The organism is Nonomuraea terrae, from assembly GCF_044465245.1.
Taxonomy (GTDB): Bacteria; Actinomycetota; Actinomycetes; order Streptosporangiales; family Streptosporangiaceae; genus Nonomuraea; species Nonomuraea terrae.
Genome location: NZ_JBITLL010000005.1, coordinates 1 through 14,128 on the forward strand (window position 1 = coordinate 1; position 14,128 = coordinate 14,128).

The 14,128-nt window shown below is 71.5% G+C and carries 14 protein-coding genes; 3 read left to right on the top strand and 11 right to left on the bottom strand.

Going from position 1 to position 14,128, the window contains the following annotated elements; all coding sequences use genetic code 11:
* The first annotated feature begins 606 nt into the window (after positions 1-606).
* Positions 607-1,215 (top strand): hypothetical protein, encoded by a 609-nt coding sequence (locus ACIBP6_RS23695; protein WP_397055402.1) that lies wholly within the window; start codon positions 607-609, stop codon positions 1,213-1,215.
* On the opposite strand, the gene ACIBP6_RS23700 is transcribed toward ACIBP6_RS23695, so the two are convergent.
* Positions 1,192-1,803 carry an HAD family hydrolase gene (locus tag ACIBP6_RS23700; protein WP_397055404.1) on the bottom strand — a complete coding sequence of 204 codons (612 nt, stop codon included), beginning with the start codon at positions 1,801-1,803 and terminating at the stop codon, positions 1,192-1,194. The genes ACIBP6_RS23695 and ACIBP6_RS23700 overlap by 24 nt on opposite strands.
* Positions 1,804-1,835: 32 nt before the next feature.
* On the opposite strand from ACIBP6_RS23700, the gene ACIBP6_RS23705 reads away from it, so the two are divergent.
* Complete coding sequence (locus tag ACIBP6_RS23705) at positions 1,836-3,290, top strand: glycosyltransferase family 39 protein (protein ID WP_397055406.1); 1,455 nt, start codon at positions 1,836-1,838, stop codon at positions 3,288-3,290.
* Between the two features lie 44 nt (positions 3,291-3,334).
* Here ACIBP6_RS23705 and tyrS read toward each other — a convergent pair whose 3' ends face one another.
* Complete coding sequence (gene tyrS, locus ACIBP6_RS23710) at positions 3,335-4,600, bottom strand: tyrosine--tRNA ligase (RefSeq protein ID WP_132612617.1); 1,266 nt, start codon at positions 4,598-4,600, stop codon at positions 3,335-3,337.
* Between the two features lie 85 nt (positions 4,601-4,685).
* Here tyrS and ACIBP6_RS23715 point away from each other — a divergent pair, with 85 nt between their 5' ends.
* Positions 4,686-5,087: a PH domain-containing protein gene (locus ACIBP6_RS23715; RefSeq protein ID WP_132612619.1), complete on the top strand. Its 402-nt coding sequence runs from the start codon at positions 4,686-4,688 to the stop codon at positions 5,085-5,087.
* On the opposite strand, the gene ACIBP6_RS23720 is transcribed toward ACIBP6_RS23715, so the two are convergent.
* Genes ACIBP6_RS23720 through argC form a run of 9 tightly spaced genes read right to left on the bottom strand, consistent with a single transcriptional unit; the run spans position 5,027 to position 14,006 of the window.
* On the bottom strand, positions 5,027-5,716 hold the full coding sequence (locus ACIBP6_RS23720) for a DNA-3-methyladenine glycosylase (protein ID WP_397055408.1): 690 nt from the start codon (positions 5,714-5,716) through the stop codon (positions 5,027-5,029). The genes ACIBP6_RS23715 and ACIBP6_RS23720 overlap by 61 nt on opposite strands.
* The gene (gene argH, locus ACIBP6_RS23725) at positions 5,698-7,143 is read right to left on the bottom strand and encodes an argininosuccinate lyase (RefSeq protein ID WP_397055410.1); all 1,446 of its coding nucleotides are present in this window, start codon (positions 7,141-7,143) and stop codon (positions 5,698-5,700) included. The genes ACIBP6_RS23720 and argH overlap by 19 nt, the downstream gene beginning before the upstream one ends.
* 8 nt (positions 7,144-7,151) lie before the next feature.
* Positions 7,152-8,351: an argininosuccinate synthase gene (locus tag ACIBP6_RS23730; protein WP_397055412.1), complete on the bottom strand. Its 1,200-nt coding sequence runs from the start codon at positions 8,349-8,351 to the stop codon at positions 7,152-7,154.
* Positions 8,352-8,371: 20 nt separating this feature from the next.
* The gene (locus ACIBP6_RS23735) at positions 8,372-8,884 is read right to left on the bottom strand and encodes an arginine repressor (RefSeq protein WP_132612627.1); all 513 of its coding nucleotides are present in this window, start codon (positions 8,882-8,884) and stop codon (positions 8,372-8,374) included.
* Positions 8,881-9,804 carry an ornithine carbamoyltransferase gene (gene argF, locus ACIBP6_RS23740; protein ID WP_397055414.1) on the bottom strand — a complete coding sequence of 308 codons (924 nt, stop codon included), beginning with the start codon at positions 9,802-9,804 and terminating at the stop codon, positions 8,881-8,883. The genes ACIBP6_RS23735 and argF overlap by 4 nt, the downstream gene beginning before the upstream one ends.
* Positions 9,801-10,967, bottom strand: coding sequence for an acetylornithine transaminase (locus tag ACIBP6_RS23745; RefSeq protein WP_397055416.1), 1,167 nt, complete (start codon positions 10,965-10,967; stop codon positions 9,801-9,803). Before ACIBP6_RS23745 ends, argF begins: the two co-directional genes overlap by 4 nt.
* Positions 10,967-11,839, bottom strand: a complete 873-nt coding sequence (gene argB, locus ACIBP6_RS23750) for an acetylglutamate kinase (RefSeq protein ID WP_397055418.1) — start codon at positions 11,837-11,839, stop codon at positions 10,967-10,969. Before argB ends, ACIBP6_RS23745 begins: the two co-directional genes overlap by 1 nt.
* Entirely contained in the window at positions 11,836-12,987 is a 1,152-nt protein-coding gene (gene argJ / locus ACIBP6_RS23755) for a bifunctional glutamate N-acetyltransferase/amino-acid acetyltransferase ArgJ (RefSeq protein ID WP_397055420.1), read from the bottom strand. The genes argB and argJ overlap by 4 nt, the downstream gene beginning before the upstream one ends.
* A complete protein-coding gene (gene argC, locus ACIBP6_RS23760; RefSeq protein ID WP_397055422.1) occupies positions 12,984-14,006 on the bottom strand; it encodes an N-acetyl-gamma-glutamyl-phosphate reductase in 1,023 nt (340 codons plus the stop codon). Before argC ends, argJ begins: the two co-directional genes overlap by 4 nt.
* Positions 14,007-14,128 lie beyond the last annotated feature (122 nt).

A 14,128-nucleotide genomic window follows, 5' to 3' on the forward strand; every position in this document is an offset into this window, starting at 1 on the left:
ACCGTCAAACAATCTCTTTGACGAGGTGTTGCATGAAAATCATGCACTGGCTTTTAACACACTGTTGAGTTCTCAAGAAACGGACGCGTACTTCCGGCTGAACCTTCGAGAAGATCCGGCGCGGAGGCGCTATCTCGTACTCCGCAACCTTATCAGATCCATCTATTCTCTGTCAAACCCGGAGATTTGCCGAGAGCCGATCAGATCCGCCAAGATTGTTCGCCCCGTTCCGGGGCAACCCTCGTAACTTACCGTGTCACCCGGCCCGTGTCGAATCAACCGATTATTCGGCGAGTTCGACGGAGGCCCGGAGACGGTCCTGCGAAAGCACGCCGAAGCGACTCCGCCGGATTGGCTCGTCATGTCAAAGGGCTTTGCCCTGGGGCCCGTCCGCCTGATCGGCGTCCGGCTCACTCCCGGGGCGAAGTGAAAGATTAGGTCGCGATCCGCGACACGTCAAATCGCCCCGCGCGGAGATGTCAGAACGGCGTCACCTGCGCGCCATACGCCTGTAGCCGGTAGGACGGCCGCGGTGCCGAAGTCTGACTGCCGGAGCCGCGAGCGGGAGTGCAGAACGTGAGTGAGGAGCATGGGAGGTGAGCCGGTGTGGCGACGACCGCGCTCGGCGTGAGAGACCACTGCGGGTGGGCCGTGCTGGTGGCGATCGGAGGCGGAGCCGGCGCCCCTGACCTGCTGCTGCGTGAGCGGGCGACATTGCTCGACGACCCATCGCTGCCCGAACAGCCGTACCACGCCGCCGCCGGGCTCGACCTCGACGCGGCCGCGGAGCTGATCGCCCGGGTGGAGGAGGCGGCCCGTACGGCGGCGCGGGACGCCCTTTCCGCCGCGGTCCACGAGCTGACGGAGGCGGGACACGACGTGGCCGGCGTCGCGCTCGACCTGGGCGCGGTCGGCTCCGGCAGGATGGCGCTGCCCCGTGATCTCGCCGAAGTGCTGGCCAAGCATCACTGTCTGCACGGGGCGGAGGGCGAGCTCTATCACGAGGCGCTGCAGGAGGCGGCGCGCGGCGAAGGGCTGGCGGTGAGCCGGTACGACTTCAAGGAGGTGCGCGACACCGCCGCCCGGGTGCTGGGCGCCGATGTCACAGCGCGGGTCGACGGCCTGCGTGCGCGGGCCGGGTCGCCGTGGACGCGTGATCACAAGGACGCCGCCCTGGCCGCGTTGCTCGTGCTAGCGGGAGACACCGAACGGTGAATGCAGGACGCGTGCGCGCACCTGCTCGGGTGACTCGAACACCTCGGCCGCCATGCCCGCTTCCCTGGCCGCCACCACGTTCGCCTCGCGGTCGTCGAAGAACAGCACGTCCCCGGGGCTCACGCCCAGGCGTTCCGCGCAGATCTCGTACGCCCGCCGCTCCGGCTTCGCGACCCCGATCCGGCACGAGTACGTGAGCGACGCGAAGCGCCCCAGCCAGTCTCCGTGCCGCGTCTCCCAGACGGGCACCAGGTCCTCGATGATGTTCGACAGCAGACCGAGCCGGTGTCCCGCGTCGGCCAGCTCGTGCACGACCTCCACCATGGCGGGGTCCACGTGGCACCAGCTGTCCAGGTCGGCGGTGATGAGCGCCGGCACGTCGGCGAAGCGCGTGCCGAGCCGGGCGGCCACCTCGGCCCAGTACGCGGGCCCGTCCTGGCCGGCGTCGTACGGCGGGCGGCAGTCCCAGTACGCCTGCCAGAACCGCTCCTCCGGCACGCCCGCCAGCTCCACGATCCGCTGCCGCGCCTCGGGCGTCTGGACCCGCGCGATAACACCGTAAAGGTCGAACACGATCACATTCGCCATGTTGAAGACCCTATGTTGCGTATCCTGCCCCGGTGACCTCTGCCGCCACTCTCGCTCCCCCGGCCCGTGCCGTCGCCCGTCCGCGTGCCTACGCCCGCTGGTGGATGGGGTTGCTCGCCGGGGCCGCGGCGTTCTCGGGCAACGGCGGCGCGACGCTCAACGGCGACGAACTGGCCACCATCAGCGCCGCGACCAGGTCGTTGTCGGGGATGTTCGAGCTGGCGCGGCACATCGACGGGCATTTCCTGCCGTACTACCTGTTCATGCACCTGTGGGTGAAGGCGGGCACGGCGGAGCTGTGGCTGCGGCTTCCGTCCGCGGTGGCCATCGGGGTGGCGGCCTGGCTGCTGGCGGATCTCGGGCGGCGCCTGCACAGCACACGAGCCGGCGTGATCGCCGCCGCGATCTTCGCGATCCTGCCCTCGGTGTCCTACTACGGGGCTTTCGCCCGGTCGTACGCGTTCGCCGCCGCGGCGGTGGTGTTCACGTTCTGGGCGCTGCACCGGGCTCTCGAGCGGCCCTGCGGCCGGCGGTGGGCGGCGTACGGGGTGGCGGTGGCGCTGGTGTGCTCCACGCACCTGTTCGCGGTGCTGGTCCTGCCCGCCCAGCTCCTGCTCGTGCGGAGAGATGTGCTGGGACGGATGGCCGCCGCGCTGGCCGCGGGGTGCGTGCCGGCGGCCGTGCTGGGACTGATCGGGTACGGCGAGCGGCACGCGATCAGCTGGATCCCGCAGCGGGGGCCCGAGGTGTGGCTCAAGTTCCCCAAGATGGCGGCGGGGACCACCAGCCTCGGGATCCTGCTGTTCGCGATGGCGCTGGCGGGGGCGGCGTTGCTGTGGGCGGCGCGGCGCGAGCGGGCGGCCGCGGGGATGTGGGCGTTCGTGCTGACGGGGTGGCTGGTGCTCCCGCCGGTGCTGCTGCTCGCGGTCTCGCACCTGGTGACGCCGGTGTACGTGGACCGGTACCTGTTCGTGACCGCACCGGCGCTGGCGCTGCTGGCCGGGCTGGCGGTGGCGTGCCTGCCGAGGCTCTCCGTGGTGGCGGGGATCGCCGTCGTGGCGCTCGGCTGCGCGCTGGCCTTCCCTGACCACGTCGAGATACGTGAGGAGAACGGCCGGTTCGAGAACATCCCGTGGGCGCTTCGCGTGATCAAGGCAGAGCCGGAGGACGCGATCGTGTACGGCCAGAGCCAGCTGCGCACCGGCTTCGACTACTACGCCGACTCGCTGATGCCCGTGGACGTGCTGCGCACCGGGGACGCGCCGGAGCCCGACGGGTTCGGCTATCCCGAGCGCTCCGATGTCTCGGCCGCGCTGGACGGTCGTGAGCGGGTCTGGGTCGTGTGGCGCGGCACGAAACAGTCGGGCCTGGAAGGTGACGGCCTGCCGCGGGTCGATGAGGTGGAGCAGGCCGGGTACGAGCTGAGCCTGGCCAAGCACTCCGGCGACCTGCCGGGGCTCACGGTCGCGCTGTTCACCCGCACATGAAACGGGCCTTCCCGCCAGGGGAAGGCCCGTCGTGATCAGAGAGGTCAGCCGACCTCGACGCCGCCGATCGACTTCTTGCCCCGGCGCAGCACCAGGAAGCGCCCGGCCAGCAGGTCGTCGGCGGTCGGCGCGTACGACTCGTCGGTGATCTTGACGTTGTTGAGGTACGCGCCGCCCTCCTTCACCACGCGGCGCGCGGCCGACTTGGACTCGACCAGCCCGCTGTCGGCCATCAGGTCGATCAGCGGCGCGCCGAGCGCGGGCACCACGGCCTTGGGCACCTCGGCCAGCGCCGCCGCCAGGGTCGCGGCCGGCAGCTCCTCCAGCGCGCCCTGTCCGAACAGCGCCTTGGACGCGGCCACCACCGCGGCCAGCTCGGCGGGGCCGTGCAGCAGCTCGGTCAGGTCCTCCGCCAGCGCGCGCTGCGCCTCACGGGCGAACGGGCGCTCCGCCACGGCCTTCTCCAGCTCCTCGATCTCCTCGCGGCTCTTGAACGTGAACACCTTGAGGTAGTGGATCACGTCGCGGTCGTCGGCGTTGAGGAAGTACTGGTAGAAGGCGTACGGGGAGGTCATCTCCGGGTCGAGCCACAGGGCGCCGCCCGCGGTCTTGCCGAACTTGGTGCCGTCGGCCTTGGTGATCAGCGGCACGGTCAGCGCGTGCACGTGGCCGCCCTCGACGCGGCGCACGAGGTCGGCGCCCGCGGTGATGTTGCCCCACTGGTCGCTGCCGCCGACCTGCAGCGTGCAGTTGTAGCGGCGGTAGAGCTCCAGGTAGTCGTTGGCCTGGAGGATCTGGTAGCTGAACTCGGTGTAGCTCAGGCCCTCGCCCGCCAGGCGCGCCGAGACCGACTCCCTGGCCAGCATGCGGTTGACCGGGAAGTGCTTGCCGATGTCGCGCAGGAAGTCGATGGCGCTCAGCTGACCCGTCCAGTCGAGGTTGCTCACCATGAGAGCGGCGTTCGGCTGGGCGTCGAAGTCGAGGAACCGGCCGACCTGGCCGCGCAGCCGCTCGACCCACTCCTCGACCACTTCGGTGGCGTTCAGCGAACGCTCGGTGTTGCGGCCGCTCGGGTCACCGATCAGGCCGGTGGCACCGCCGACCAGGCCGATCGGGCGGTGGCCGGCGAGCTGGAGCCGGCGCAGCGTGAGCAGCGGCACGAAGTGGCCGACGTGCAGCGACGCCGCCGTCGGGTCGAAGCCGGAATACACCGTGATGGGACCCTTGGCCATGGCCGAGCGCAGGGCGTCGAGGTCGGTGGACTGTGCGATCAGGCCCCGCCACGCGAGGTCGTCGATGATGTCGGTCACGGTGATGGCTTCCTGGGTTGGATGACGATGCCTTTAGCCTGCCCGATCCGTGCGGATGCCCGCCACTTGGATACGCTGTGCAGCCATGTGGAGGGTCCGTCGAGAGCTGGCCGCTTTCAAGATCTTAGGGGCTCTGGTGTGCGCCGGGCTCGGCGTTTTCTGGTGGTTCGAGGACGACCTGCGCGGCGTGATCCTGGCCGTGCCGGCGACCGTGCTGCTGGGCGCGATGGCGCTGCGCGATCTGCTGGTGCCCGTACGGCTGAGCGCCGACGAGAGCGGCATCACGGTCGTGCACGGGTTCGCCGGCAAGCGGCACGTGCCGTGGGAGGCGATCTGGGACATCAAGGTCGACGTACGCAGGCGCTGGGGGCTGCGCAGCGAGATGCTGGAGATCGACACCGGCGACAACCTGCACATCTTCAGCCCTCACGAGCTGGGCACCTCGCCGACGGAGGTGGCGGCCGCGTTGCGGCGGCGCGGCACGTGAGCGCGGTACGGCGAGACGGTCGGGTCGCCGTCGACCCAGAACCGCCAGGGGGTCTCCTTGGCCGTCGAGATGCCGGTGCGCGGACCTGACCTGATCAGCTCGGGGCCGGCGGGAAGGCCCTCCAGCACGGCGGCGGCCTGATGCGGCTGCCCGGCGGCCAGGCCCTCGCGTACGGCGTCGAGGCCGTTGTGCTCGCGGGCGAGGCCCAAGGCCATGGTCAGGCGGGCGGGGCCGCGGGCCAGGTCGCGGTCGGGGACGCGGCGGGCGGACGAGCGGCGGGCGCGGGCCTCCTCCAGCCCGGCCACCACCTCACCGGCCCGCAGCAGCACCGCGGAGCCGAAGCCCTCGGGCAGGCACACGAGGTTGGCGCAGAAGTGCATGCCGTAGGTGAAGTACACGTACAGGTGGCCCGGGGGTCCGAACATGACGGCGTTGCGCGGCGTCTTGCCGCGGTAGGTGTGGGCCGCGGGGTCCTCGCCTGGGCCGCCGTACGCCTCGACCTCGGTCAGGCGCACGGCGACGGGACCGTGCACGAGGACGCGCCCGAGCAGGTCGGGCGCCACCTCGTGGGACGGCCGTTCGAAGAAGCTCCGCGGCAGCGGGGCGGAGCTCAGCTGCCCGCCGCCCATGCCGCCTGCGCGTCGACCGCCTCGCCGAGCGCGACGAGCTGGTCGCGGACCCGGTCGGGGGCGGTGCCGCCGTAGGCCTTGCGCGCGGCCAGGGCGCCCGGCACGTTGAGCACGTCGCGGACGTCGGGCGTCAGGTGCGGCGACACCTTGGCCAGCTCGTCGTCGGTGAGCTCGCCGAGGTCCTTGTCGTTGACCTGGCACCACACCACGAGGTGGCCCACGGCCTCGTGCGCCTCGCGGAAGGGCACCCCGCGCCGCACCAGCAGCTCGGCCAGGTCGGTGGCCAGGGCGAACCCGTCGGGGGCTGAGGCCTCCAGGCGGGCGGTGTTGACCCGCATGGTGGCGATCAGGCCGGCCATCGCGGGCAGGACCAGCAGGAGCGTGTCGACGGAGTCGAAGACGGGCTCCTTGTCCTCCTGCAGGTCGCGGTTGTAGGTCAGCGGCAGGCCCTTGAGCGTCGTCAGCAGCGACATCAGGTTTCCGATGAGGCGGCCGGACTTGCCGCGGGCCAGCTCGGCGACGTCGGGGTTCTTCTTCTGGGGCATGATCGACGAGCCGGTGGAGTAGGCGTCGTCCATCTCGATCCAGCGGAACTCCTGCGAGGCCCACAGGACGATCTCCTCGCCCAGCCGCGACAGGTGGACGCCGATCATGGCCGCGTCGAAGAGGAACTCGGCGGCGAAGTCGCGCTCGGCGACGGCGTCCATCGAGTTGGGGGCGGCGGCGGAGAAGCCGAGCTCGGCGGCCACGGCCTGCGGGTCGAGCGGCAGCGACGAGCCGGCCAGCGCGCCTGAGCCGAGCGGCGAGACCGCGGCGCGCTTGTCCCAGTCGATGAGGCGGTCGATGTCGCGGGCGAAGGCGTGCACGTGGGCCAGCAGCTGGTGGCCGAAGGAGACCGGCTGCGCGTGCTGCAGGTGGGTCATGCCGGGCGCGGCCGTCTCGGCGTGCTGCTCGGCCTGGGCCATCAGCGCCGTCTCCAGCTCGACCAGGCGCGAGACGATCGTGCGGGCGTGGTCGCGGAGGTAGAGGCGCAGGTCGGTGGCGATCTGGTCGTTGCGCGAGCGGCCGGCGCGCAGCTTGCCGCCGAGCGAGCCGAGCCGCTCCAGCAGGCCGCGCTCCAGCGCGGTGTGCACGTCCTCGTCGGCCACGGTCGGCCGGAACTCACCCGCCTTGCACGCCTGCTCCAGGTCGTCGAGCGCGCCGATCATGCGCTCGAGCTCGTCGTCGCTCAGCAGCCCCGCCCTGTGCAGCACGCGGGCGTGCGCCCTGGACGCCGCCAGGTCGTACGGCACCAGCCGCCAGTCGAAATGCACGCTCACCGACAGCCGGGTCAGCGCGTCGGACGGGCCTCCTTCGAAGCGCCCGCCCCACAGCCGCATCGGCTTGCCATCACTCACCGTGTTCTCCTTCTCGTCCACCGCGACCATAGTGCACGTCAGTCCTTCTTGGCGTCTCGCGCGGCGGCGATCTTAGCGGGCAGGGAGAAGAGCTCCACGAACCCCTTGGCCTGCGACTGGTCGAAGGCGTCGCCCGTGTCGTACGTCGCCAGCGAGTGGTCGTACAGGGAGTCGCCGGAGCGGCGGCCGGTCACGACCGCCCTGCCGCCGTGCAACGTCATCCTGATGTCGCCGCTGACGCGCCGCTGCGCCTCGGCGATGAACGCGTCGAGCGCCCTCCTGAGCGGCGAGAACCACAGGCCATCGTAGACCAGCTCGCCCCAGCGCTGGTCCACGCCTCGCTTGTGGCGGGCCAGGTCGCGTTCGACCGTGACGTTCTCCAGCTCCATGTGGGCGGCGATGAGCGTCATGGCGCCGGGCGCCTCGTAGACCTCGCGCGACTTGATGCCCACCAGGCGGTCCTCGACCAGGTCGACGCGGCCGACGCCCTGGGCTCCCGCGCGTCTGTTGAGCTCGTCGACCACCTCGTACGGTGTCAGCGCGCGGCCGTCGACGGCCACCGGGACGCCCTCGTCGAACGTGATCACGACCTCGTCGGGCTCGCGCGGCGTGGCCGGGTCGGCGGTGTAGGCGTAGACGTCCTCGCTGGGGCCGTTCCAGATGTCCTCGAGGAAGCCGGTCTCGATGGCGCGGCCCCAGAGGTTCTGGTCGATGGAGAACGGGTTCTTCTTCGACGTCTCGATGGGCAGGCCCCTGGCCTCGGCGTACTCGATGGCCTTGTCGCGTGTCCAGGCGAAGTCGCGGGCGGGCGCGACGACCCGGAGCTCGGGGGCCAGGGCGGACAGGCCCGCCTCGAAGCGGACCTGGTCGTTGCCCTTGCCGGTGCAGCCGTGGGCGACGATCGTGCCGCCGAGCCGCCGGGCCGCGGCCACCAGGTGCTTGACGATGAGCGGGCGCGACAGCGACGAGACGAGCGGGTAGCGGTCCATGTAGAGGGCGTTGGCCCGCAGGGCTGGCACGCAGAAGTCGGCGGCGAACTCCTCCCTGGCGTCCACCACGACCGACTCGGCGGCGCCGCAGTCGAGGGCGCGTTTGCGGATGTCCTCCATGTCCTCGCCGCCCTGGCCGAGGTCGAGCGCGACGGCGATGACCTCGGCGTCCATCTTCTCGGCGAGGTACGGGATGGCGACCGAGGTGTCGAGGCCGCCGGAATACGCGAGTACTACTCTGTCCGGCATTTCCTTCTTCTCCTGAAATATCAGGTGGTGCTTCGTCGGTCGGCAGCCCGCAGCAGCGCCTCGGCGAGCGCCTGGCCGCCGCTCGGGTCGCGGCTGATGACCAGGATCGTGTCGTCGCCCGCCACCGTGCCGAGGATGGAGTGCCAGTCGGCGTGGTCGATGGCGGAGGCCAGGAACTGGGCCGCCCCCGGGGGCGTCCGCACGATGACCAGGTTGGCCGACGCCTCGGCCCCGACCAGCAGTTCCTCCGCGATGCGGTGCAGCCGCGCGTCGGGGGACTCGCCGGTGCCCACCCGGGTGAGCGGGATGCGGCCCCCGCCCTCCCCCGGCAGCGCGTACACCAGGGAGCCGTCGTCGGCGCGCAGCTTGAGCGCGCCGAGCTCGTCGAGGTCGCGCGAGAGCGTGGCCTGGGTGACCTCGACCCCGCTCTCGGCGAGCAGCTTGGCCAGCTCCGGCTGGGAGCGCACGGCCTGCCGCATGAGCAGCTCGGTGATCTTCGCCTGCCGCGCCGCCTTGGTCATCGGGATGGTCATCGTCGCTGCACCAGCCAGTGCAGCAGCGCCTTCTGGGCGTGCAGGCGGTTCTCCGCCTGGTCCCACACGACGCTCCGCGGGCCTTCGAGGACGTCCTCGGTGATCTCGTAGCCGCGGTAGGCGGGCAGGCAGTGCAGCACGATCGCGTCGGAGGCGGCCTGCTCCAGCAGCTCGGCGTTCACCTGGTACGGCATGAGCGCCTTGACCCGTTCCTCCTTGCCGTCCTGGCCCATCGAGACCCAGGTGTCGGTGGCGACCACGTGGGCGCCCTCGACGGCGGCGGCCGGGTCGGACAGAGCGATCACCGAGCCGCCCGTCCGCGCGGCGATGGCGGCGGCCTGGTCGAGGATGACCGCGTCGGGCTGGTAGCCGGCCGGAGCGGCGATGCGGACGTGCATGCCGGCCGTGGCGCCGCCGAGCAGGTAGGAGTGGGCCATGTTGTTGGCGCCGTCGCCCACGTACGTGAAGGTGACTCCGGCGGTGCGGCCGAGCTGCTCGTGGACCGTCTGCAGGTCGGCGAGGATCTGGCACGGGTGGAAGTCGTCGGTGAGCGCGTTGACCACGGGCACCCGCGAGTGGGCGGCCATCTCCTCGATGAGGTGCTGGCCGGTGGTGCGCCAGACGATGGCGGCGACCTGCCGCCCCAGCACCCGGGCGAGGTCGGCGGGCGGCTCGCCGCGGCCCATGAGCGCCGAGACGTTGTCGACGACCAGCGGCAGGCCGCCGAGCTCGCCGATGCCGGTGTGGAAGGACACGCGCGTGCGGGCCGACGGCTTGTCGAACAGCACGGCGACCGTCTGGGGGCCCTCGAAGGGCCGGTAGCCGAACCGGTCCTTCTTCATCGCGGCGGCCAGCTCCAGCACCTCCGCCTGCTCGCCGGGGGTGAGGTCGTCGTCGCGCAGGAAGTGCCTGGGGTTCACTTGGCCGCCTCCTGGAGGATCGCGGGGAAGGCGGCGACGAGGGCGTCGATCTCCTCCGCCGTCACCACCAGCGGGGGCGCGATGCGGACCGCGTCCGGCTGCAGGGCGTTGACCAGGAAACCGGCCTCGGCGGCGGCCCGCTGCAGGTCGGCCGAGCGAGGCTCGGCCAGCACCGCGGCGAGCCACAGGCCGCGCCCGCGCACGCCCTTCAGCAGCGGGTGGGCGACGGACTCCAGGCCGGTGCGCAGCCGCGCGGCCACCGTCTTGACGTGGTCGAGGTCGACGTTGTCGAGCACGGCCAGGGCCGCGGCGCACGAGACCGGGTTGCCGCCGAACGTCGATCCGTGGTCGCCCTTGTCGAACAGTCTGCCCGCGTCGCCGAACCCGACACAGGCGCCGATCGGCATCCCGCCGCCCAGGCCCTTGGCCAGGGTGAGGATGTCGGGGGTGACGCCCTCGGCCTGGTGGGCGAACCAGTGGCCGGTACGGCCGATCGCGGACTGGATCTCGTCGGCCACCAGCAGCGCGCCGGTCGAGTCGCAGATCTCGCGGGCGGCCTCGAAGTAGCCCTCGGGCGGCGGCACCACGCCGGCCTCGCCCTGCGTGGGCTCCAGGAAGACCGCGATGCAGTCGCCGGTGACGGCCTCCTTGAGCGCGGCGGCGTCACCGTAGGGGACGAAGCGCACGTCGACCGGGAACGGGCCGAACTGGTCGCGGATCGACGGTTTGCCGGTCAGGGACAGGGCGCCGATCGTGCGGCCGTGGAAGCCGTTCTCGGCGGCCACGAAGAACGAGCGGCCCTCGCGCCGGCCGTACTTGAGGGCCAGCTTGTAGGCGGCCTCGTTGGCCTCGGTGCCGGAGTTGGCGAAGAACACCCGGGCGGGGGCGTTCAGCAGGTCGAGCAGGCGCTCGGCGAGCAGTACCTCCGGCTCGTGCAGGAACAAGTTGCTGGTGTGGGCGATGGTGGCGACCTGGCGCGAGACGGCCTCCACCAGGGCGGGGTGGGCGTGGCCGAGCGAGCTGGTCGCGATGCCGGCGATGAAGTCGAGGTAGGGCCGGCCGTCGACGTCCCACACGCGGGCTCCTTCGCCGCGCGCGAGCGCGATCGGCGGGACGCCGTAGTTGGGCATGAAGGCCTGCTCGAACCTGTCGTACAGACTCATCAGGGCATCACCATCGTTCCGATTCCTTCATTGGTGAAGATCTCCAGCAGCAGGGAGTGGGGCACGCGGCCGTCGAGGACGTGCGCCTGCGGCACTCCGCCCTGGACGGCCGTCAGGCATGCCCCCATTTTCGGGACCATGCCGCTGGAGAGGGTGGGCATGAGCGCCTCGAGCTCGTCGCCGGTGAGCGAGTCGATGACGTCGGTGTCGTCGGGCCAGTTGGCGTACAGGCCCTCGACGTCGGTGAGGACGATGAGCTTCTGGGCCTGGAGCTCGACGGCGAGCGCGGCGGCGGCGGTGTCGGCGTTGACGTTGTAGATCTCGCCGTCGTCGCCCCTGGCCACGCTGGAGACGACCGGGATGCGGCCGTCGTCGATGAGGGCGCGCACGGCGCCCGCGTCGACCTTGATGATCTCGCCGACCTGCCCGATGTCGACGGGCTCGCCGTCGACGATCGCGTGTTTGCGCACGGCCGTGAACAGGTGGGCGTCCTCGCCGGACATGCCGATGGCGAACGGGCCGTGCCGGTTGACCAGGCCCACGATGTCGCGGCCGACCTGGCCGACCAGGACCATCCGGACGACCTGCATGGCCTCGGGCGTGGTGACGCGCAGGCCGGCGGTGAACGTGGACTCGATGCCCAGCTGGTCGAGGGCGCTGCTGATCTGCGGGCCGCCGCCGTGCACGACGACCGGGCGCAGACCCACCTGGTGCAGGAAGACGACGTCCTCGGCGAAGCCCTCCTTGAGCGCCTCGTCGGTCATGGCGTTGCCGCCGTACTTGATGACGACGGTGGCGCCGTGGAAGCGGGTCAGCCAGGGCAGCGCCTCGATGAGCGTCTCGGCCTTCGACTGCGCGGTGGCGGCCCTCATGACGAGTACGCCGAGTTCTCGTGGACGTAGTCGGCCGTCAGGTCGGTGGTGTGCACCGTCGCGGTGTGCGGGCCGGCCGACAGGTCGATGGTGATGGTCACGTCGCGGGGGCGCATGTCGACCTTGGAGCGGTCGTCGCCGACCGCGCCGCCGCGGCAGATCCAGATGCCGTTGATGGCGACGTTGAGCCGGTCGGGCTCGAACACCGCGTCGGTGGTGCCGACGGCGGCCAGCACGCGGCCCCAGTTGGGGTCTTCGCCGTGGATGGCGCACTTGAGCAGGTTGGAACGGGCGACCACGCGGCCGACCTTGACCGCGTCGTCCTCGGAGGCGGCGCCGACGACCTCGATGGCGATGGCCTTGGTGGCGCCCTCGGCGTCGACGAGGAGCTGCCTGGCCAGGTCGGCGCAGACCTCGGTGACCTTCTGCTCGAACTCCGCCAGGTCGGGCCTGACCCCGGAGGCGCCGCTGGCCAGCAGCAGCACGGTGTCGTTGGTGGACATGCAGCCGTCGGTGTCGAGCCGGTCGAACGTCGTGGAGGTGGCCCGGCGCAGCACGGTGTCGAGCTCGTCACTGGTCAGGTCGGCGTCGGTGGTGATGACGCAGAGCATGGTGGCCAGCGCGGGGGCGAGCATGCCGGCGCCCTTGGCCATGCCGCCCACCATGTAGCCGGCCGCCCGCTTGAAGGAGATCTTGGAGACGGTGTCGGTGGTGCGGATCGCGTCGGCCGCCGCCAGGCCGCCGTCGCGGGAGAGCTGGCCCGCGGCGGTCTCGACACCGGACAGCAGCGCGTCCATCGGCAGCCGCTCGCCGATGAGGCCGGTGGAGCAGACGGCGATCTCGCCCGCGGAGTCCTCCAGCGCCTCGGCGACCTTCTCGGCGGTGGCGTGGGTGTCCTGGAAGCCCTCGGGGCCGGTGCAGGCGTTGGCGCCGCCGGAGTTGAGCACCACCGCCCGCAGCCGTCCGCCGGACAGGACCTGCTGCGACCACAGCACGGGGGCGGCCTTGACGCGGTTGGCGGTGAAGACGCCCGCGGCGGCGCGGCTCGGCCCGTCGTTGACGACGAGGGCCAGGTCACGGGAGCCGCCGGCCTTGATGCCGGCGGCCACGCCCGCGGCCCGGAAACCTAGAGGGGCGGTAACGCTCATGGGGCGACTCCTGTCAGGGGAAGGCCGAGCTCTTCCGGCAGGCCGAGGGCGAGGTTGACGCTCTGGATCGCGCCCCCGGCCGTGCCCTTGGTGAGGTTGTCGATGGCGATGACGGCGATCACCCGGCCCGCGCGCTCGTCGAGCGCCACCTGCAGGGCGGCGGTGTTGGCGCCGTAGGTCATGGAGGTGGCCGGCCAGACGCCCTCGGGCAGCAGCCGGAGGAACGGCTCGCCCTTGACCGCGGCCTCGTACGCCGAGCGCAGCGACTCCTTGGTGACGCCGGGCGCGGCGGGGGCGGTGCAGGTGGCCAGGATGCCGCGGCTCATGGGAGCCAGCGTCGGCGTGAACGACACCCGGACGGGGGCGCCCGCGACGGCGGTCAGGCCCTGCTCCATCTCGGGGGTGTGCCGGTGGACGCCGCCCGCGGAGTAGGCGCTCACCGAGCCCATGACCTCGCTGCCGAGCAGGTTGGGCTTGAGCGACTTGCCGGCCCCGCTGGTGCCGCTGGCGGCGACCACGACCACGTCGGGCTCGACCAGGCCCGCGGCGAACGCCGGGAACAGCGCCAGCAGGACGGACGTCGGGTAACAGCCGGGGACGGCGATGCGGGTGGCCTTGCTCAGTACGTCACGCTGACCGGGCAGCTCGGGCAGCCCGTACGGCCAGGTGCCGGCGTGCTCGCCGCCGTAGAACTCCTGCCAGGCGGCCGGGTCGGCGAGCCGGTGGTCGGCGCCGCAGTCGACCACGATCGTCTCCTCGCCGAGCTGCGCGGCGACGGCGGCCGAGTGGCCGTGCGGCAGGGCCAGGAAGACGACGTCGTGGCCGGCGAGCGTGTCGGCGGAGGTCTCCTGGATGACGCGGTGGGCGAGCTGCGGCAGGTGCGGCTGGTGGGCGCCGAGAAGTCCGCCGGCGCTGGACGCGGCGGTCAGCGCGCCGATCTCGAGCTCGGGATGGCCGAGCAGGAGGCGGAGCAGCTCACCTCCCGCGTAGCCGCTGGCTCCCGCGATGGCTGCCCTCATCGGCCCTCCTGCATGATTATGCATATCTACTTATGACCTTGCTTGCTTCTTAAGATGATGCACTGTGCAGGATGAATATGCAAGCCGTGGTCAGGTCACCCCCGGGCAGGAAGCGAGGGGAG